The following is an 18,545-nucleotide window of genomic DNA, read 5'->3' on the forward strand; positions in this document are numbered from 1 at the left end:
TCCCACCCCCACCCGACCACCGACGGACCCCGGCCCACCGGGACGCCGGCCGCGATCGCGTAGGGTCGGCCGGGTTCCCGACCCCGGAGCCCGCATGCCCCACGTCAGCCGCGAGATCCGCCTGGCCGCTCGTCCCCACGGCGCGCCGACCCTCGACACCTTCGCCCACGCCGAGGTCGAGCTGCCCGACCCCGGTCCCGGTCAGGTGGTCGTCCGCAACCGCTGGATCAGCGTCGATCCCTACATGCGCGGGCGGATGAGCGATGCGCCCTCCTACACCGCGCCCTACGAGGTCGGCGAGGCGATGCTCGGCGGCGCCGTCGGCGAGGTGATCGCCTCGGGCGACGAGCGCTTCCCCACCGGCACTACCGTCCTCCACGGGCTCGGCTGGCGCGACGTGGCGCTGGTCGAGGGCGACCACGTCGTCCGGGTCGACCCCGACGTCGCCCCGATCCAGGCCTACCTGGGCATCCTCGGCATGCCCGGCCTGACCGCCTACGGGGGCCTGGTCGAGACCGCCGGGATCCGCGAGGGCGACACCGTCTTCGTCTCCGCCGCCGCCGGCGCGGTCGGCAGCGCGGTCGGGCAGATCGCCCGCCAGCTCGGCGCCAGCCGGGTGATCGGCAGCGCCGGCGGTCCGGAGAAGGTCCGCCACGTGGTCGACGACCTGGGCTTCGACGGGGCGATCGACTACCGCGAGGGCCGCCTCCGCCGCCAGCTGCGGGAGCTGGCCCCGGACGGGATCGACGTCTACTTCGACAACGTCGGCGGCGAGCACCTGGAGGTCGCGATCGGCGCCCTCCGCCTGCACGGGCGGATCGCGATCTGCGGGATGATCTCCCAGTACAACGCGACCGAGCCGGCTCCCGGACCCCGCAACCTGGTGCGCCTGATCCAGACCCGCGGCAGCATCCGCGGCCTGCTCGTCTACGACTTCGAGCACCTGCGCGAGCGGTTCGTGCGCGACGTCGGCGGTTGGCTCGCCGCCGGCCGCCTCCACTACCGCGAGACGGTGGTCGACGGGCTCGACCAGGCCCCGCAGGCGTTCCTCGACCTGCTCGACGGACGCAACGTCGGCAAGATGCTCGTCCGGCTCGACGGCTGACGCCCCCGGCACCGCTCCGCGCACAGCGCCGTCCGGGCCGGTGCGCGGAGCCCATCGACCGCCGCGACGACCTGTTGCCCCGCGCCTCCGAGCCGCCGGGAGCGATGCGTTACGGTCGCGTGATCATGGCGACATCAGCGGTAGGGCAGGCGGCGGTCGAGGAGCGCGAACGCGTCATCGTCCGCTTCGCCGGCGACTCGGGCGACGGGATGCAGCTGGCCGGGGCCCGCTTCACCGACGCGACGGCCGCCTTCGGCAACGACCTCGCCACCCTGCCCAGCTTCCCCGCCGAGATCCGCGCCCCCGCCGGCACCACCGCGGGGGTGTCGAGCTTCCAGATCCACTTCGCCGCCCGCGACATCGCCACCCCCGGTGACACGCCCGACGTGCTGGTGGCGATGAACCCCGCCGCGCTCAAGGTCAACGTGCCCCAGCTGGAGCGCGGCGCCCGGATCATCGTCAACGAGGAGGCGTTCACCAAGCGCGCGCTCCAGAAGGCCGGCTACGAGGAGAGCCCGCTCGAGGACGGCAGCCTCGACCGCTTCGCCGTCACCCGGGTGCCGATGTCGAGCCTGGTCACCCGCGCGCTGGAGGACGTCGACGGATCGACCAGCCGACAGGCGCAGAAGGCCCGCAACCTCTTCGCGCTCGGGCTCGTCTCCTGGCTGTACGACCGGCCAACCACCGTCATCGAGCGCTGGATCGACCACAAGTTCGCCACCGACGAGGTCGTCCGGCAGGGCAACCGCGCCGCCTTCAGCGCCGGCTGGGCGTTCGGCGAGACCTCGGAGCTGGTCGACGTCCGGGTCCACGTCGCCCCCGCCACCGACGTCCCCGCCGGCACCTACCGCAACGCCAACGGCACCACCGCGATGGCCCTCGGCCTGGTCGCGGCCAGCGTCCGCAGCGGGCTGCCGCTGGTCTTCAGCGCCTACCCGATCACCCCCGCCTCCGAGCTGCTGCACGAGCTGGCCAAGCGGACCGGCGAGGGCGTTCGCACCGTCCAGGCCGAGGACGAGATCGCCGCCGCCGGGATCGCCCTCGGCGCCTCCTACGGCGGGGCGCTCGGGGTCACCGCCACCAGCGGTCCCGGCCTCGACCTGAAGGCAGAGACGATCGGGCTGGCGGTGATGCTGGAGCTGCCGCTGGTGATCATCGACGTCCAGCGCGCCGGCCCCTCGACCGGGATGCCGACGAAGACCGAGCAGTCCGACCTGCTGCAGGCGCTCTACGGCCGCCACGGCGAGGCGCCGCTGCCGGTGATCGCCGCCTCGAACACCGGCGACTGCTTCGACAGCGCCTACGAGGCGGCCCGGATCGCGATCGAGCGGCGGACGCCGGTGATCCTGCTCAGCGATCTGTTCCTGGCCAACAGCTCGGCGCCGTGGCGGATCCCGGCCGCCGCCGACCTGGCCCCGATCGACCCCGACTTCGCGACCCTCGACGACGAGGACGCGCCGTTCCTGCCCTACGCCCGCGACGAGCGCGGGGTGCGGCCGCTGGCGATCCCCGGCACCCCCGGCCTGCGCCACCGGATCGGCGGGATCGAGAAGCAGGACGGCAGCGGCGAGATCAGCTACGACGGCGCCAACCACGCCCGGATGGTGACCGCGCGCGCCGCCAAGGTGGCCGCCGTCGACGTCCCGCCGCTGGCCGTCGACCACCAGGACGGCGCCGAGCTGCTGGTGCTCGGCTGGGGCTCGAGCGAGGGCGCGCTGATCGCGGGCGTCCGACGGGTGCGCGAGGGTGGACGGGCCGTGGCCCGCGCTCACCTGCGCCACCTGCACCCGTTGCCGCCCGACCTCGGCGAGGTCCTGCGCCGCTATCCGCGGGTGCTGCTGCCGGAGATGAACAGCGGCCAGCTGGCCCGCGTGATCCGGGCCGAGCACCTGGTCGACGTCCAGAGCCACACCTGCCTCGAGGGCCGCCCGCTGCGGGCCGGCGAGATCGAGCAGGCCATCCTCGAGGTGATCGCGTGAGCGCCACTGCCCAGCCGCTGACGACGGCGCTGACCCGCGCCGACTTCCAGTCCGACCAGGAGACGCGCTGGTGCCCCGGCTGCGGGGACTACGCGATCCTGGCCGCGGTCCAGGGCGTGATGCCCGAGGTCGGCGTGCCGCCGGAGCGGGTGGTGTTCATCACCGGGATCGGCTGCGCGGGCCGCTTCTCGTACTACATGGACACCTACGGGATGCACGCGATCCACGGCCGCGCGCCGACGATCGCGACCGGGATCGCCGCCGCCCGCGACGACCTCTCGGTGTGGGTGGTGTCCGGCGACGGCGACGCGCTCTCGATCGGCGGCAACCACCTGATCCACGCGCTGCGGCGCGACGTGCCGATCAAGATCCTGCTCTTCAACAACCGGATCTACGGGCTGACCAAGGGCCAGGCGTCGCCGACCAGCGAGCAGGGCAAGGTCACGAAGTCGACCCCGGCGGGATCGCTCGAACGGCCGCTGAACCCGCTCGCGACCGCGATCGCCGCCGGCGCCAGCTTCGTCGCCCGCGCCGTCGACCGCGACAAGGAGGGGCTGACCGCCGTCCTGCGGGCCGCCGCCGCCCACCCGGGCGCGGCCTTCGTCGAGGTGCTCCAGAACTGCCCGGTCTTCAACGACGGCGCGTTCTCGGCGCTGCAGGAGAAGGACCAGGCGCCGCTGCACCGGATCCCGCTCGCGGCCGGCGCGCCGCTGCGCTTCGGGCCCGACGGCGAGCAGGCCGTCGTCCGCGACCCGGACGGGTCGCTGCGGGTGACGGCGGCCGCCGAGGCCGACGCCGACCGGATCGTCGTCCACGACCCCGGCCACGAGGACCCGTCGGCTGCCTTCGCGCTCAGCCAGCTGGGCGCCGACGGCCGCCACGTGCCGCTCGGGGTGCTGCGGCAGGTGGAGCGGGTGCCGTGGGGCGCCGGCCTGGTCGCCGAGCGGCGGGCCGCCCGTCAGGCGGTCGACGACGCCGCGCTCGACCGCCTGCTGCAGGGCGGCGACACCTGGACGGTCGCCTGAGCGGCGACCGCGGTCAGTCGCGCAGCGCGGCCGCGTAGCGCGCCACGGCGCCCCCGTACTCGGGGACGTGCGGCGCCAGCGCGGCCAGCGCGGCGGCCACCGCCGCCGCGGGCCGGCGGTCGTCGACCAGCGCCAGGGCCAGGAACGCGGCCCGGGCCGGAGCCAGGTCGTCGTCGGGCGCGGCGGCGATCGCCCGCTCCAGCAGCTCGACCGCCGCGGCCGGGCGGCCGAGGTTGCGCAGCGTGCTGGCCAGCTGGATCTGGGCCCGCGGACGCCGCTCGTCGTCGAGGCCGGCGGCGAGGGCCTGACGGTAGAGCGGCTCCGCCTCGGCCTCGCGACCGGCGAAGTCGAGCGCCGAGGCGTGCTCGTAGAGGGCCGCCGCGTCGCCGGCCGGGCGCTCGTCGACCAGCGCCAGCAGATCGGCGACGACGGCGGCCTCGTCGCGATCGCCGGCGGCCGCCCAGACCGCCGCCACCCGCGCGTCCCAGTCGTCGCTCACCGGTCGCGGACCAGGTGGACGTCGCCCGCGTCGAGCCGCCGGACGTCGCCGTCGGCGAGCCGGATCAGCAGCCGGCCGTCCTCGCCGATCCCCTCGGCGACGCCCTCGCCGTGGTCGCCGCCGCCGGGGGTCTCCCAGCGGACGGTCGAGCCGCGGAGCGCGTCGCGCGCCGACCACCGCTCCAGCAGCGTGGCGGCGTCGAGCGCCAGCGCCGCGTCGAGCTGGCGGGTCAGCTCGTCGAGGACGGCGTCGCGCTCGGCCGGCGAGCGGCCGAGGGTGGCCGCGGTCGCCGCGACCTCGGGCGGCAGCGCGTCCAGCTCGACGGCGACGTTGAGCCCGATCCCGACCACCGCCCAGCCCTCGGCCGGCCGACCCTCGGCGAGGATCCCGGCGACCTTCCGCAGATCGCCGCCGACCGGCAGCAAGACGTCGTTCGGCCACTTGATCCGGGCCTCGGGACCGGCCGTCTCGGCGACGGCGATCGCGGCGGCCAGCGGCAGCAGCGGTCCGGCGTCGCGGACGACGATCGAGGCGGTCAGGGCCTGGCCCGGCGGGACCACCCACGCCCGGCCCTGGCGGCCGCGGCCGTCGCTCTGGTGGTCGGCGGTGACGACGGTGCCGTGCGGTGCGCCCTCGCCGGCCAGCCGCCGGGCCTCGTCGTTGGTCGACCCGACCTCGTCGAGGTGGATCCGGCGCCAGCCCGGGCCGATCGTGCTCTCGCTCATGCCCCCACCATCGCCGATCGCGCCCGCGCCTGTCACGTTCCGGTCGCGGACCGTCCAGAACGTCGCGGCGGGCGGGAGCGGGATGGGCGGTCCGGCTAGGGGCGGCGGATCCGCAGGTCGTCGTCGGCTTGCAGGCCCAGCCGCTCGCGGGCGGAGGCGCGGTTGACCGCGACCGCCATCGCGCGGTTGGCGTCCTGGTACAGGAGCAGGGTGCCGGGATCGACGTCGGCGAAGGTGGTGGCGTAGACGCCGGGCTCGCCGTTGATCTCGACCTGCTCGCCGAGCCGCAGGCCGACGCCCATCGTCAGCTCCTCGTGCTCGAGGTCGAGCAGCACGTTGCCGAAGTGGTCGAAGGCGATCGCGTGGGCGACCACCTCGTCCGCGTCGACCTCGGCCAGCGGCATCGCCAGCGGCTGGACGTCGTCCGGATCGAGCGGCTCGCCGACGTCGGCCAGTTGCAGGCCGCTCGCCAGCCGGGCGGCGATCGGGGCGAAGATGTCGCGTCCGTGGAAGGTGGCGGAGACGGGCTCCAGCCGGTACGGGGAGCGGGTCAGGTCGACCGCCTCGACGATCCCGCCGAAGCGCTGCGCGGCCAGCCACAGCAGGCCGTTGTCGGGGCCGACCAGCTGCCGCTCGTCCTCGGCGACCCGGATCGCGATCGGGCGCCGGCGCCCTCCGACCTCGGGATCGACGACCGCCAGGTGGACGCCCGGCTCGGCGTACGGCAGCGCCCGCTGGAGCGTGATCGCGCCCAGCCGGACGTCGAACGACGGGATGCCGTGGGCCAGGTCGACGACGCGGGCCTGGGGCGCGATCCGCGCGATCACCGCGTGGCAGACCCCGACGAACTCGTCGTGCAGGCCGTAGTCGGAGAGGAACGTGACGGTCGGGGCAGCGATGGGCCGATCCTAGCCAGGCCGCGGGCCCGGCCGGTCCACGGCCGGGGGTCGCTGCAAGCGACCGTGCAGGAGGGGCCGACGGGTGGCCGCCGGGGTGGGGGCCGGCGGACCGTGCAGGGCCCGTCGGCCCCCCTGCCGCTAGCGCCCGGTCAACTTGTCCTTGGCCTGGTCGACCAGCGAGCGCGCCTTGTCGCGCGCGTCGTCGATCGCCTCCTTGGCCTGGCCGACCCGCTGGTCGGTGCGGCCCTCGCGACGCAGCTCGTCGTCGTCGGTGACGGCGCCAGCGGCCTCCTTGGCCTGGCCCTTCAGACGGTCGGTGTCGGTCATGGCTGCTCCTGGTCCGGGATCGCTCCCGCCGCCCGTGCGGCGGGTGACTCTCGACTACCCGATCGGGGCGGGGCGCAAACCCCGGGCGCCCGCCTCAGCCCCGTTCCGGCGCCTGCCCGGCCGCGAACGGGCCGCTCGCGCCGCGCGGGGCGTGGGCGGCGGCGTCGGCCAGCAGCGCCTCGACCAGGCCGTCGATCGTGGCCTCGGTCGCCTCGACGTCGGGGGTCGCGCCCAACTCGGCGAGCGCGGCGGTGGTGACCGGACCGATCGAGACCAGCCGCGGGCGCGGGCCGTCGCCGGTCGCCAGGCCGCCGGCCTCGGCCAGGAAGCGGGCGGTCGAGGCGGAGGTGAACGTGACGTGGTCGGCGGCGGCGATCGCGGCGATCGCGGCCTCGTCGAGCGGCTCGGCGACCGTCTCGTAGAGCGCCACCTCGTCGACCGCGAAGCCGGCCGCGCGGAGGCCGTCCGGCAGCGCGTCGCCGGCGGTCGCCGCCCGCGCCAGCAGCGCGCGCCGGGCCCCGTCGGCGGGACCGATCGCGGCGGCCAGCGCCTCGCCGGTGAAGGTCTCCGGCACGACGTCGGCGATCAGGCCGTGCTGGCGCAGGACCCGCGCCGTTCCCGGACCGACCGCGGCCAGGGTCGTGCCGTGGAGGTCGCGCAGGTCGCGGCCGGACCGCAGCAGCGCCGCCACCAGCTCGCGGGCCCCGTTGGGCGAGGTCACCGCCAGCAGGTCGACGTCGTCGAGCGGCGGCAGCTCGGCCTCCAGCGAACGGGTCCGGATCGTCGGCGTCTCGACCACGTCGGCGCCGAGCGCCCGCAGCCGCCGGGCCAGCCCCGACGCCTGGGCCCGGGCGCGGGTGACCGCCACCGTGCGGCCGAACAGCGGCCGGTCCTCGAACCAGCGCAGCTCGTCGCGCAGCCCCGCCACGCCGCCGACGATCGTCACCGCCGGGGCGGTGATCCCCGCCTCGCGCGCGACGTCGGCGATGTCGCTCAGCGTGCCCCGGACCACCCGCTGGCCCGGCACCGTCCCGCTCTGGACGATCGCCACCGGCTCGTCGGCCCCGCGGCCGCCGGCGACCAGCGAGCGGGCGATCTCAGGCAGCCGGCGAACGCCCATGTAGAAGACCAGCGTGCCGGGGAACGCCGCCAGCGCCGGCCAGTCGATCGTCGACTCCGGCTTCGACGGATCCTCGTGACCGGTGACGAAGGCGACGCCCGGCGCGTGCTCGCGGTGGGTGACCGGGATCCCCGCGTAGGCCGGGCCGGCGATCCCCGCCGTCACCCCCGGCACGACCTCGAACGGGATCCCCTTCGCCCGCAGCCGCTGGGCCTCCTCGCCGCCGCGGCCGAAGACGAACGGATCGCCGCCCTTGACCCGCGCCACCGAGCGGCCGGCCAGCGCGTGGCGGACCAGCAGCGCCTCGGTCGTCTCCTGCGGCACCTGGTCGCCGCCGCCGCGCTTGCCGACGTCGACCAGCTCGGCGTCGGGCCGCGCGCCGTCGAGCGCGGTCGCCGGGATCAGCTTGTCGTAGAGGACGACGTCGGCGGTCGCGATCAGCTCGAGCGCGCGGGCCGTCATCAGGCCCGGATCGCCGGGGCCGGCGCCGACCAGGTAGACGGTGCCGGGGGTCGGGGTCGGGGTCGGGGTCTCGCTCACGACGGGTCCTCTCGCGGGTGGCGCTCGGCGGCGGCGCGCAGGGCGGGCGGGGCCTGCGCGCGGGCGGCGGCCAGCAGCTCGTCGGCGCCGGCCCGCCGGAGCCGCTCGGCGACCAGCGCGCCGAGCGCCTCGGGGTCGTCGCCGGCCTGCTCGTCGACCGCCCAGCCGGAGCCGTCGGGCGCGCCGACGAAGCCGCGCAGCGTCAGCCCGGCGCCGTCCGGCCGCGACCGCGCATGGGCGCCGACCGCGCTGGTGCAGTCGGCCCCGAGCGCCCGCGCCAGCGCCCGCTCGGCCCGCAGCAGCCGCCCGGTCGCCGGGTCGTCGTAGCCGGCCACCGCGGCGGCGACCGCGGCATCGTCGGCCCGCGCCTCCAGGGTCAGGATCCCCTGGCCCGGCGCTGGCACGAACGCCGGCCCCTCGAGCGGCGCGACCGCGTCCGGGGTCCGCCCCAGCCGCCGCAGCCCGGCGGCGGCCAGCACGATCGCGTCGACCGGCGGCCGCGCCGGGTCGGGCTCGGCGCCGGAGCGGGCGATCCGGGCCAGCCGGGTGTCGACGTTGCCGCGGACCTCGACCACCCGCAGGTCGCCGCGGGCCGCCCGCAGCTGGGCCGCCCGCCGCAGGCTGGCGGTGCCGACCCGCGCCCCGGCGGCCAGCGCGTCGAGCGACGGCGCGCCGACCAGCACGTCGCGCGGATCCTCGCGGGCCGAGCTGGCGATCAGCGCCAGCCCCTCGGGCAACTCGCCGGGGACGTCCTTCGCCGAGTGGACGGCGAGGTCGATCTCGCCCGCCAGCAGCCCCCGCTCCAGCTCGTTGACCCACTTCGCCTTGTCCGGCGCGGCGCGGTCGCGGTCGCCGGTGGTGACGACCTCGACGATCCGCACCTCGTGGCCAGCGGCGGTCAGCGCGGCGGCGACCGCGCGGGCCTGGACGAGCGCCAGCGGGCTGCGGCGACTGCCGAGCCGGATCACGACCGGCGCGGGCGGCGGTCGCCGATCGCGCGGACGTTGTCGGGCGGCGGCGCGACCGGGGGCCGGCCGGCGGCGGGCTGCGCGCCGCGGCGGGTGCCGCCGGCAGCGGCGTGGGCCCGCTGGACGTCGACGTCGCCGGCGGCCGCCTCGGCCTCCGGGTCGTCGAGCCCGAACAGCTCGCGCACCACCTCGACGTGGCCGTGGGCGTCGTCCTGGTCGCGGGCGCGCTTCAGCCGCACCGTCGGCTCGTGCAGCAGCCGCTGGACGATCGTCCGCGCGGCGCGCTCGACCCGGGCCAGGTCGTCCTCGTTGGCCGTCTGCCAGCGGTCGGCGTTCTCGGCCATCACCGCGTCGACGATCTCGGACGCGCGGGTCCGCAGGTCGACGATCGTCGGCGTCACGTCGAGCTGGCCCATCCAGCGGGCGAAGCGCTGGATCTCCTCCTCGACGATCGCCTCGGCCTGCTCCCGCTCGCCGCCGCGGTCGGCCAGGTTGCGGGCCACCACCGCCTGCAGGTCGTCGATGTCGTAGAGCGAGACGCCCTCGACCCCGGCGCACTCCGGGTCGACGTCGCGCGGGACGGCGATGTCGATCAGGACCAGCGGCCGCTCGCGGCGGCCGGCCATCACGACCTCCAGCTCCTCCGGACCCAGGATCGGGTGCGGCGAGGCGGTCGAGGCGACGACGATGTCGGCCTGGGCCAGCTGCTCGGGCAGCTCGTGGAGGCTGCCGACGCGGCCGCCGAAGCGGTCGGCCAGGCTGCGGGCGCGGTCGGTGTGGCGGTTGGAGACGAACAGCGTCCGGACGCCACGGGCGGCGAGCGCCTGGGCGGTCAGCTCGGCGGTGTCGCCGGCGCCGATGATCACCACGCTGCGGTCCTGCAGCTCGCCGACGGTGGCCGCGGCCAGGTCGACCGCGACCGAGGCGACGCTGGTCCGGCGCTCGGAGAGCCCGGTCTCGGAGCGGACCCGCTTGCCGGTCTGGATCGCGGCCTTGAAGAGCCGGTTGAGCAGCGGTCCGGTGGTGCCGGCCTGCAGCGCCAGATCGTAGGAGCGCTTGACCTGGCCCTGGATCTCGTACTCGCCGAGGACCATCGAGTCGAGCCCGCTGGTGACCCGGTACAGGTGGCGGGCCGCGTCGCAGTTGCGCGGGGTGTAGATCTGCCCGGCCAGCTCGGTCGGGCGCATCCGCGCGCGCTCGGCCATCCGGCCCAGCAGCGCGGCCTCGGCCCGGACCGGGTCGCCGACGACCAGGTAGACCTCCGACCGGTTGCAGGTCGAGACGGCCGCCGCCTCGTGGACGTGCTCGGACGCGATCAGGTCGGCGAGCAGCAGGTCGAGCTGGCGGTCGGTCAGGGACAGCTTCTCGCGGACCGCGACCGGCGCGGTCTTGTGCGAGACCCCGAGGACCAGCAGCTCGTTCATCGCCCGACGGCCTCCGGCGCCGGCTCGGACGGCTCGGCCGAGGTCGCCTCGCCACCCAGCCGCTGCTCCAGCGCGTCGAGCCGGCCGGCGGCGTCGCGGACGCGGAAGGCGACGATCGCCAGGTAGACCAGCAGCACCAGCCCGACGACGATCACGGCCGCGGTGACGTAGCCGGGGCTGCCGTCGTCGGCCTGGGCGAGGAGGGTGGTGGCGATCGACACGAGGGGTTCCGGGAACAGGGGGCGTTGGAGGGAGCTACACCGCTGGGGCTACAACGTGACCGGGGACGACGCGCGGGCGACGTGCGGGACGGCGTCCTCGCCCTCGACCCGGCGCTGCAGCTGACGGAGGCGGATCCGGGTGCTCTTGTGGACGACCTCGAGGTGCCAGAGGGTCACGAAGAGCGCCCCGATCGCCAGCACCGAGAGCGCGAACGCCAGCCCGGCGCTGCCCGGCAGGTTCGACCCCGGGTCGTTCAGCGGCTGCGGGTGCAGCAGGTTGGTGGTCAGGCGCACGATCCCGAAGCAGATCGGCGCGAAGACGCCGCAGGCGACGGCGAAGACCGAGGCCGTGCGGGCCTGCCGCTCCGGATCCTCGATCGCGAACCGCATCGGCTGGTAGGTGGCGTAGAGCAGGAAGATGATCAGGAAGGTGACGAGCACCGGCTCGCCCCAGTCCCAGAACGTGCCCCAGGCGGTCTTGCCCCAGATCGCCCCGGTCAGCAGCGCGATCACGCAGTAGATCTGGCCGAGGTGGATCGCGACGTACGAGCGCAGGTCGTCGAGCGGGCGGTCGCTCTTCAGGTGCCGCCAGCCGAAGAAGGCGCCGACCACGAACGCGACCAGCGTCAGGATCGCGAACGCCGGGTGCAGGTAGGTGAGCCGCTGGCGCAGCCCCTCGGTGGCGTCGGTCGGCGCGACCGCCGTGGCCACGACGATCCAGGCCACCACGACGACCGCGGTGACGAGGGTGAGGGGGAGCAGGCGACGGGCGTAGGGCATCGTCGAAGGCGGCGGTTCAGTCCTCGACGATTCCGTCGGAGACGGCCCAGCCGACCAGCAGGAACACACCATCATAGAGAGCCAGGACCAGCCACCACCGGCCCTCCACGTGGCCGCCCTGCGCCTCCAGCAGCGGCGAGAGCGCCTGCGACGCGACGGCGACCGCCGGGATCAGCAGCGGCACGGCCAGCAGCGGCACCAGCAGCTCGCGCGAGCGGGCGGCGGCGGCGATCGCCCCGACCAGCGTGCCGGCGGCCGCGATCCCGAGGTCGAGCAGCAGCAGCACCGCCGCCGCCCGCAGCGCCTCGCCGGCGTCAAGCGAGGCCGAGAGCAGCAGGAACGCGAACGCCGGCACGGCGATCAGGTGCAGCACGACGAGGAAGCTCCAGAGCGCCAGCGCCTTCGCCGCCACCAGCGCCGCGGCCGAGGCCGGGGTCAGGCGGAACGCGTCGAGGCCGCCCTCCTCCTCCTCGGCCGCCCACAGCCGGCCGATCCCCAGCAGCGCCGCGAGCAGCGTCGTCACCAGCAGCACGCCGGCGGCGAGGGTGCCGTCGATCGTCCCGTCCTGGAGCCCGAAGCGGAAGAGCACGAACGCGCCGACGCTGAACAGCAGCATCGTCGGCAGCACCTGCGGCGCCCGCCGCTCGCGCCGCCACTCCAGCGCCAGCAGCGTGCCGACGTCGCGCCGCCAGCCGGCGCCGCGGGCGGGGGTCGGGACGGGAGCGGTCATCGGTAGAGCGCTCCGATCTCCGCCTCGGTGACCGCCGCCGGTGGCGCCAGCAGCACCGGGGCGCCGTCCTTCAGGCCCAGCACCAGGTCGGCCTCGGCCAGCGCCGCGGCCGGGTCGTGGCCGGCGACCACGCGGGTCCGCGGCGCGCCGCCAGGGCGGGCGTCGAGCAGCGCCCCCAGCTGCTCGGCGGCGACCGGGTCGAGGTTGGCCAGCGGCTCGTCGAGCAGCAGCAGCTCGGGATCGGCCAGCAGCGTCGCGGCCGCCGCGGTCCGCTGGGTCAGCCCGCGGGAGAGCGCGGCGACGGGGAAGCTCGCCCGCTTCCGCAGCCCGGTCGCGTCGAGCAGCTCGTCGACCCGCGCGGCCGGCGCGTGCAGCAGCCGCGCGCGGTGGGCCAGGTTCTCGCGCACGGTCAGGTCGCGGTAGAGCATCGGCTCGTGGGCCAGGTAGCCGACCCGCCCGCGGACCGCGTGGCGCTCGCGCGGGAGCGGGTGGCCGAGCACCCGGCAGCCGCCGCGGCTGGGCCGCAGCAGCCCCGCGAGCACCCGCAGCAGCGTCGACTTGCCGGCGCCGTTGGGACCGAGCAGGGCCAGCGTCGCGCCGACCGGCAGCTCGAGCGTGATCTCGCGCAGGACCAGCCGCTCGCCGCGCCGACGCACCAGCCGGTCGAGCTGGATCGCGGGCGCGGGCCCGACGGGTGCGGGCGCGCCGGTCATCGCGCGCAAGCGTACGCTCCGCGCCGCCGGCGGCGCGCGCCGGCCGCCACGGTCCGGGCGTCTCCGACGAGCGGCTGCGCGACACGGCCGGCGGCCAGCTCGTACCCTCCGTCGATGGCCCGCAACGCGCCCGGCGACGAGGACGAGCCCCGCCGCTTCAGCCCGCTGTTCTGGATCTGCATGCTGGTGCTGCTCGAGGCGGCGGTCTGGACGCTGCTCTCGGCCGTCACCAGCAGCGCCGTCAGCACGGTCGTCGCGCTGGCGGTCGGCGCCGCCTTCGTCTTCCTCCTCCGCGACCGGATCTGGGGCGCCGACTGGCGCGAGCGGATGGAGGCCGAGCGCGCCCGCGCGCGCCAGCGGCAGCCGCGCCGCTGACCGCGCTCAGGGCACCAGCACGACCTTGCCCACGTTGCGACGCTGGGCGAGGATCCGGTGCGCCTCGGGGGCCCGGTCGAAGGGCACCGCCTCGGCGACGACCGGCTGGATCGTGCCGTCGTCGACCATCGCCCGCAGCGGCGCGATCCACGGCTCCAGCGTGCCGGCGTCGTCCCACAGCGCCAGCATGTTGAGGCCGATCACGGCCTTCGAGACCGACATCTGCTTGATCAGGTTGAAGCGCGGCATCCGCAGCGCCGCCCGCGCCGCGTGGACCAGGTTGCGCGACTCGCCGGCCATCACCGACGAGGCGCCGAAGGCCACCAGCCGGCCGCCGGGCCGCAGCAGGTCGTAGCTGGTCCGGAAGCTCTTGCCGCCGACCGCGTCCATGACCAGGTCGAAGGGCGGCAGGCCGCGCTGCCAGCCGTTGCGGGTGTAGTCGTGGGCGACGTCGACGCCGAAGCCGCGGATCGCCTCGTGCTTGCCGGGCGAGGCGGTGCCGTGGACCTCGGCCCCGTGGCGCTTGGCGATCTGGGTCGCCGCGATCCCGACGCCGCCGGCGGCCGCGTGCAGCAGCACCCGCTCGCCCTGCTCCAGCGCGCCGTAGCGCAGCAGCCCGGCCCAGGCGGTGGCGTAGTTGACCGGCACCGCGGCGCCCTGCTCGAAGCTCAGCCGCTCGGGCAGCGGCAGCACGTCGGCCTGCTTGACCACGACCCGCTCGGCGTAGCCGCCGAAGCGGGTGCCGGCCACCACCCGGTCGCCGACGGCGTGGTCCGCGACCCCGTCGCCGACCGCCTGGACGACCCCGGCGACCTCGTAGCCGACCACCGAGGGGACCTTCGGCGCGTCGGGGTAGAGGCCGACCCGGGCCATCGTGTCGGCGAAGTTGACCCCGGCGGCGCGGACGTCGATCGCCACCTGGCCCGGTCCCGGCGCGGGCGGATCGGGCCGCTCCTGCACCTGCAGCACCTCCGGGTCGCCGTGGCGGGTGATGACGACAGCGCGCATGGTGCCGGCGAGGCTATCCGCCCCGTGGGCGCGCGCCGCTTGCGACGCGGACGGTCACAAACGGCGCGCGCTCGGGGGTCAGGCGGCGCTGGTGGTGCGGAAGCGGCGGAGGGCCAGGGGGACGCAGACGCCGATGATCAGCAGGCACCAGAGGACCATCGCCAGGACCGGGTTCTCCAGCGGCCACGATCCGGTGGCGTGGACCCCCTGGGTGATCTGGCGGACCGCGGCGACCAGGGTCGAGATCGGGTTCCACTCGCCGATCGTGCGCGGGATCAGGTCCATCTTCTCGATCGGCACGAAGGTTCCGGCCAGGAAGGCCAGCGGGAAGACGATCGCGAAGCCGATCCCCTGCATCGCGTCGGAGCTGCGCACGAGCATCCCCAGCAGCACGCCGAACCAGGTGAAGGCGGTCAGGCCGAGCAGGATCAGGGCGATCAGGCCCAGCACCTCGACGGCCGACATGTGCGGCTCCCAGCCCAGCAGCAGGCCGAGGCCGGCGACGATCGCCATCCCCAGGATCTGCTCGATCACCTGCCCGATCACCTGCGCCGAGATCACCGACAGGCGGGTCACCGGCAGCGAGCGGAAGCGGTCGATCACGCCCGAGCTGAAGTCGTTGGCGGTCGCGACGCCGGCGCCGATCACGCCGAAGGCGAGGCTCTGCCCGATCAGACCGGGCAGCAGGTAGTCCTGGTAGCGGGGGACGCCGGGGATCTCGATCGCGGCCCCGAAGACGTAGAGGAAGAGCAGCGTGAAGACGATCGGCTGGATCGTCACGTCGCTCAGCCGCTCGGGGACGGCGGGGATCGTGCGCAGGGCGCGGCCGACCAGCAGGCCCGTCTCGCGGAAGTAGCGGACGACCGAGCCGGGACGGGCCGGCAGCTCGGGCAGCGGGGCGCTGCCGGCGGTGGTGACGGTGGCGGTGCTCATGCGGCGATCTCCTCGGCGACGTCGTCGTCGCTGCGGGCGCCGTCGTTGGGGTCGGGGGTCGGGGGCTGGCCGGTCAGCGTCAGGAAGGCGTCGTCGAGGGTCGGGCGGCGGAGGGCGATCTCGTCGATCGGGACGGCCGCCTCGTGGATCACGGCCGCGACCCGGCCGAGGTCGAGGGTCTCGTCCGGCGCGGGCACCGAGACGGTCCGCTGGCCGCGGTCGACCGAGATCTCGAAGCGGACCGACAGCAGCCGCTCGATCCGCTCCAGGCCGGCGCTGTCGACCGCGACCACGTCGACCCGCTGCTCGCCGATCCGGGCCTTCAGCTCGGTCGGGGTGCCGGAGGCGACCTCGCGGCCGTGGTCGATCAGGACGATCCGGTCGGCCAGTGCGTCGGCCTCCTCCAGGTACTGGGTGGTGAGGAGCAGGGTGACGCCCTCGCCGACCAGGTCGCGGACGGTCTGCCAGACGACCTGGCGGCTGCGCGGGTCGAGGCCGGTGGTCGGCTCGTCGAGGACCAGCAGCTGCGGCTGGGTGACGAGGCTGGCGGCCAGGTCGACGCGCCGCCGCTGGCCGCCGGAGAGGCCCTTGATCAGCTTGTCGCGGAACTCGCCGATGTCGAAGCGGTCGATCAGCTGGTCGGCGATCTGCTGGGACGCGCGCTTGCCGTGACCGCGCAGCTGGGCCATCAGGATCAGGTTGCGGCGGGCGGTGAGGTTGTCCTCGAGCGCGGCGAACTGGCCGGTCAGCGAGATCGCCTGGCGGACGGCGTCGCCCTCGCGGACGAGGTCGTGGCCGCAGACGCGGCCGCCGCCGGAGGTCGGCTCGACGAGCGTCGCCAGCATCCGGACGGTGGTGGTCTTGCCGGCGCCGTTGGGGCCGAGCAGGGCGACCACCCCGCCGGCGTCGACGCGCAGGTTCAGGTCGGCCACGGCGGTGAAGTCGCCGAAGCGCTTGGTGAGGCCGTCGGTCTCGACGGCGGGCGGTGTGGAGCTCATGGGGTGCGGGGCTGCGGACAGGGCGCCTCTTGAGACCGCGGCGGGGGCCGGCGATCATCGGACGGGCAGAAAGATACAGTCACTAGAAAAATTCTGCAACTAGAAGATTGATAGGATGAGCGGGTGAGCGCCAACGCCGATCGCGCCGCCGCGCCGCGGGCGCTGAGCGAGTTCTCCGCCGAGGAACTAGCCGAGGTGCGCCGGCGGATCCGCTCGCGGCACGAGGTCGAGCAGGCGACGCCGGGCGAGGGCCTGCGCGAGCGGAAGAAGCGCCAGACCCGGCAGCAGATCTCCGACACCGCGACCTTCATGTTCATGGAGCGCGGCTTCGACGAGGTCCGGATCGCCGAGGTCGCGGCCGAGGCCGGGGTGTCGGAGAAGACGGTCTACAACTACTTCCCGACCAAGGAGTCGCTGGTCCTCGACCGCGCCGACGAGATGATCGAGCGGCTACGCCAGGCGCTGGCCGAGCGGCCGAAGGACGTCTCCCCGACCGAGGCCGTGCTGGGGGTGATCGAGCGCGAGGCCGAGCGCTACCTGGTGATCGACCCGGTGGCGATCGCGATGATGATCGAGTTCGGCCGGATGGTCGAGCGGACGCCGGCGCTGCAGGCGGCGATCCGCGACCTGACCGCGAAGCTCGTCGACGTGGCGACCGAGGCGCTGGCCGAGAGCGCCCAGGTCGACCCCCGCGACCCGGAGCCGCGGATCGCGGCCAAGGCCCTGGTCGGCCTGTGGGAGATCCACAGCGAGGCGTCGCGCCGGCGGCTGACCGACGGCACCCCGCCCGAGCGGCTGCGCGAGACGCTGCTGAACGACACCCGCCGCGCGGCCCGGCTGCTGGAGACGGGGCTGTGGTCGTTCAACTCGATCGTCCAGGGCCAGAAGACGCGCTCGCAGCTGGCCGAGGCGGCCACCGCCGCCAACGAGGCGCGCAAGCAGGTGGTCGACGCGATGCGCCAGGCCCGCGACGCCTGGCGCGAGCTGCGGCGCGCCCACGAGGAGGCGGCCGAGGGCTGGTTCGAGGGCGGTGGCGGTGGGCGGCGCGGCGGCGCGGCGGGGCGGCGGCCGGGCGGGCGCGACGGCGGCGGTGGTGCGGCGGGCGGGCGCGACGGCGGCGAGCGTGGTTGGGGCGCCGGCGGCGAGCGCGACCGGCGCCAGGCCGAGCGCGACCGCCACCGGGCGATCAACGACGCCTACAAGGCCCACCACCGCGCCCTCGGCGAGGCCGAGAAGCAGCGCCACCGCGAGCTGGCCGACCGCCAGCGCGCCGAGCACCGGCGGCTGGCCGACGAGCAGCGCCGGGCCGCTCGGGAGGACGCCGCGGCGGCGCGCCGCGAGGATGCCGCGGCGGCGCGGCGGAAGCGGTCGGGGTCCGGCGACGGGGAGTAGGGCGCCTCGAGGCCGGTTGGGGGTGGGCGGGGCGGGACGGCGGGGCGCGGCGGGTGCGCGCGGCGGGGCGGAGACGGCGGGGCGGGCGAACGTCACATGCCGGCCCGTCCTCCCACGCCGTGCGACGTTCGCCCCCGCCGGTGACGGTCACCGTGACACGGCGGACCGGGCCGCGGCGGCGTGCGACGTTCGCCCCCTGCCCCGGTCCGCACCCGCCGCCCGAGGAGGTCGGCGGCGCTCAACGGACGGGCGGGGTCGGGCAGCCGGCCGGCCAGCGGGCCCGCGCGAACTGGCGTCATTCCACCCCCGCCCCGGCGAACTGGCGTCACCCGACCCCGAAATCCAGGGCGAAATGACGCCAGTTCGGGAGGAGAGGGGGCAGATGACGCCGGTTCGGTGGAGCGGCGCCGCGCGCCCGCCCCGCGTCGCACCGCACCGCACCGCACCGCACCGCACCGCACCGAGGCACGCTGCGGCCCCGCCCCCGTCGCGCCGCGCCGAGGCCCGCCCCGCCTCGCCCGAGCCTCCTACCGCACGACGACCGGCAGCACCCGCTGCTCGCGACCGACGGCGACCGCGGTCGCGCGGACGGCGAGCGGGCCGGCGGCGAGCAGGGCGCGGCCGTCGGCGGTCAAACGCAGATCGGTCGCCGAGCCGACCCGGCGGGCCGGGGTCGCCGCCGTGCCCTCGGCCAGGGTCACGGTCCGCGGCCGGCCGGCGCGGCGGGCGGCCGACGACGCCCGGCGGGCGCGGGCACGGGCGCTGCGGGCGGCCTGGCGGGCCC

At 75.9% G+C, this 18,545-nt stretch carries 19 protein-coding genes and 1 pseudogene; 5 read left to right on the forward strand and 15 right to left on the reverse strand.

All coding sequences use genetic code 11. The features are described from left to right. The first annotated feature begins 94 nt into the window (after positions 1-94). From SH587_RS23915 to SH587_RS23925, 3 genes are all read left to right on the forward strand, one after another. Positions 95-1,105, forward strand: coding sequence for an NADP-dependent oxidoreductase (locus SH587_RS23915; RefSeq protein WP_320673177.1), 1,011 nt, complete (start codon positions 95-97; stop codon positions 1,103-1,105). Between the two features lie 125 nt (positions 1,106-1,230). Further along, positions 1,231-3,084: a 2-oxoacid:acceptor oxidoreductase subunit alpha gene (locus SH587_RS23920; protein WP_320673178.1), complete on the forward strand. Its 1,854-nt coding sequence runs from the start codon at positions 1,231-1,233 to the stop codon at positions 3,082-3,084. After that, positions 3,081-4,109 carry a 2-oxoacid:ferredoxin oxidoreductase subunit beta gene (locus SH587_RS23925; protein WP_320673179.1) on the forward strand — a complete coding sequence of 343 codons (1,029 nt, stop codon included), beginning with the start codon at positions 3,081-3,083 and terminating at the stop codon, positions 4,107-4,109. The genes SH587_RS23920 and SH587_RS23925 overlap by 4 nt, the downstream gene beginning before the upstream one ends. Before the next feature lie 13 nt (positions 4,110-4,122). On the opposite strand, the gene SH587_RS23930 is transcribed toward SH587_RS23925, so the two are convergent. The 11 genes from SH587_RS23930 to SH587_RS23980 form a co-directional block, all read right to left on the reverse strand. Continuing rightward, positions 4,123-4,608 (reverse strand): tetratricopeptide repeat protein, encoded by a 486-nt coding sequence (locus SH587_RS23930; protein WP_320673180.1) that lies wholly within the window; start codon positions 4,606-4,608, stop codon positions 4,123-4,125. Then, positions 4,605-5,333, reverse strand: coding sequence for a biotin--[acetyl-CoA-carboxylase] ligase (locus SH587_RS23935; protein WP_320673181.1), 729 nt, complete (start codon positions 5,331-5,333; stop codon positions 4,605-4,607). The genes SH587_RS23930 and SH587_RS23935 overlap by 4 nt, the downstream gene beginning before the upstream one ends. Positions 5,334-5,428: 95 nt before the next feature. Beyond that, complete coding sequence (locus SH587_RS23940) at positions 5,429-6,232, reverse strand: SAM hydrolase/SAM-dependent halogenase family protein (protein ID WP_320673196.1); 804 nt, start codon at positions 6,230-6,232, stop codon at positions 5,429-5,431. Between the two features lie 138 nt (positions 6,233-6,370). Continuing rightward, complete coding sequence (locus tag SH587_RS23945) at positions 6,371-6,559, reverse strand: CsbD family protein (protein WP_320673182.1); 189 nt, start codon at positions 6,557-6,559, stop codon at positions 6,371-6,373. Positions 6,560-6,653: 94 nt separating this feature from the next. Next, the gene (gene cobA / locus SH587_RS23950; protein ID WP_320673183.1) at positions 6,654-8,219 is read right to left on the reverse strand and encodes a uroporphyrinogen-III C-methyltransferase; all 1,566 of its coding nucleotides are present in this window, start codon (positions 8,217-8,219) and stop codon (positions 6,654-6,656) included. Further along, positions 8,216-9,187, reverse strand: a complete 972-nt coding sequence (gene hemC, locus SH587_RS23955; RefSeq protein WP_320673184.1) for a hydroxymethylbilane synthase — start codon at positions 9,185-9,187, stop codon at positions 8,216-8,218. Before hemC ends, cobA begins: the two co-directional genes overlap by 4 nt. Continuing rightward, positions 9,184-10,611 (reverse strand): glutamyl-tRNA reductase, encoded by a 1,428-nt coding sequence (gene hemA / locus SH587_RS23960; RefSeq protein ID WP_320673185.1) that lies wholly within the window; start codon positions 10,609-10,611, stop codon positions 9,184-9,186. Before hemA ends, hemC begins: the two co-directional genes overlap by 4 nt. Then, positions 10,608-10,832, reverse strand: a complete 225-nt coding sequence (locus SH587_RS23965; protein ID WP_320673186.1) for a hypothetical protein — start codon at positions 10,830-10,832, stop codon at positions 10,608-10,610. Before SH587_RS23965 ends, hemA begins: the two co-directional genes overlap by 4 nt. A 48-nt stretch (positions 10,833-10,880) precedes the next feature. Next, positions 10,881-11,612, reverse strand: coding sequence for a cytochrome c biogenesis protein CcsA (gene ccsA, locus SH587_RS23970; protein ID WP_320673187.1), 732 nt, complete (start codon positions 11,610-11,612; stop codon positions 10,881-10,883). 16 nt (positions 11,613-11,628) lie between these two features. Beyond that, positions 11,629-12,342 carry a heme exporter protein CcmB gene (locus SH587_RS23975; RefSeq protein WP_320673188.1) on the reverse strand — a complete coding sequence of 238 codons (714 nt, stop codon included), beginning with the start codon at positions 12,340-12,342 and terminating at the stop codon, positions 11,629-11,631. Next, on the reverse strand, positions 12,339-13,055 hold the full coding sequence (locus tag SH587_RS23980) for an ATP-binding cassette domain-containing protein (RefSeq protein WP_320673189.1): 717 nt from the start codon (positions 13,053-13,055) through the stop codon (positions 12,339-12,341). Before SH587_RS23980 ends, SH587_RS23975 begins: the two co-directional genes overlap by 4 nt. 114 nt (positions 13,056-13,169) lie before the next feature. Between SH587_RS23980 and SH587_RS23985 the strand changes: the two genes are divergently transcribed. Further along, on the forward strand, positions 13,170-13,430 hold the full coding sequence (locus SH587_RS23985; protein ID WP_320673190.1) for a hypothetical protein: 261 nt from the start codon (positions 13,170-13,172) through the stop codon (positions 13,428-13,430). A gap of 6 nt (positions 13,431-13,436) precedes the next feature. Here SH587_RS23985 and SH587_RS23990 read toward each other — a convergent pair whose 3' ends face one another. From SH587_RS23990 to SH587_RS24000, 3 genes are all read right to left on the reverse strand, one after another. After that, positions 13,437-14,438: a zinc-binding dehydrogenase gene (locus SH587_RS23990; RefSeq protein WP_320673191.1), complete on the reverse strand. Its 1,002-nt coding sequence runs from the start codon at positions 14,436-14,438 to the stop codon at positions 13,437-13,439. A 78-nt stretch (positions 14,439-14,516) separates the two neighbouring features. Continuing rightward, positions 14,517-15,371, reverse strand: coding sequence for an ABC transporter permease (locus SH587_RS23995; protein ID WP_320673192.1), 855 nt, complete (start codon positions 15,369-15,371; stop codon positions 14,517-14,519). After that, entirely contained in the window at positions 15,368-16,369 is a 1,002-nt protein-coding gene (locus SH587_RS24000) for an ATP-binding cassette domain-containing protein (protein ID WP_320673193.1), read from the reverse strand. The genes SH587_RS23995 and SH587_RS24000 overlap by 4 nt, the downstream gene beginning before the upstream one ends. A gap of 123 nt (positions 16,370-16,492) precedes the next feature. Between SH587_RS24000 and SH587_RS24005 the strand changes: the two genes are divergently transcribed. Beyond that, positions 16,493-17,761: a TetR/AcrR family transcriptional regulator gene (locus tag SH587_RS24005; protein ID WP_320673194.1), complete on the forward strand. Its 1,269-nt coding sequence runs from the start codon at positions 16,493-16,495 to the stop codon at positions 17,759-17,761. A 527-nt stretch (positions 17,762-18,288) separates the two neighbouring features. Here SH587_RS24005 and SH587_RS24010 read toward each other — a convergent pair. Further along, positions 18,289-18,545, reverse strand: a pseudogene (locus tag SH587_RS24010) (hypothetical protein); the annotation flags it as partial.

Origin of the sequence: Patulibacter defluvii (assembly GCF_034096925.1) — a bacterium.
GTDB classification, from domain to species: Bacteria; Actinomycetota; Thermoleophilia; order Solirubrobacterales; family Solirubrobacteraceae; genus Patulibacter; species Patulibacter defluvii.